Below are 450 nucleotides of genomic sequence, written 5' to 3'. Positions count from 1 at the left end.
CAGATGACTGGGGTGAAGTCGTAACAAGGTAGCCGTAGGAGAACCTGCGGCTGGATCACCTCCTTTCTAAGGAATAAAACGGAACCTACACATCGAAGAAACTTTGTTTAGTTTTGAGAGGTTTACCTTTCAAAACTCATCATCCATGAGACGCTTATTTGGGCCTATAGCTCAGCTGGTTTAGAGCGCACGCCTGATAAGCGTGAGGTCGATGGTTCAAGTCCATTTAGGCCCATATGGGGAATTAGCTCAGCTGGGAGAGCACCTGCTTTGCAAGCAGGAGGTCATCGGTTCGATTCCGTTATTCTCCATTGCCGACCGTTAGGTTGGCCGAGCTTGTACTTTGAAAACTAAATATTATCTAATTTCTTTATTAACAAAACAATAAACCGAGAACACCGCGTTATTTGAGTTTTAATTAACGAAAAGAATCGCTAACTCAATTAATCA

The 450-nt window shown here is 43.1% G+C and carries 2 tRNA genes and 1 rRNA gene; all 3 read left to right on the top strand.

Annotated elements, in window-relative coordinates:
- Positions 1 to 66 (top strand): 16S ribosomal RNA (locus H5S39_RS01210); the annotation flags it as partial.
- A gap of 94 nt (positions 67 to 160) precedes the next feature.
- A tRNA-Ile gene (locus H5S39_RS01205) sits at positions 161 to 235 on the top strand.
- A 3-nt stretch (positions 236 to 238) separates the two neighbouring features.
- Positions 239 to 311 (top strand) — tRNA-Ala (locus tag H5S39_RS01200).
- Positions 312 to 450 lie beyond the last annotated feature (139 nt).

This window comes from Limosilactobacillus rudii, assembly GCF_014145455.1.
GTDB classification, from domain to species: Bacteria; Bacillota; Bacilli; order Lactobacillales; family Lactobacillaceae; genus Limosilactobacillus; species Limosilactobacillus rudii.
The sequence above is the reverse complement of the archived record's forward strand: the minus strand, read 5'-3'. Positions and strand labels throughout refer to the sequence as shown.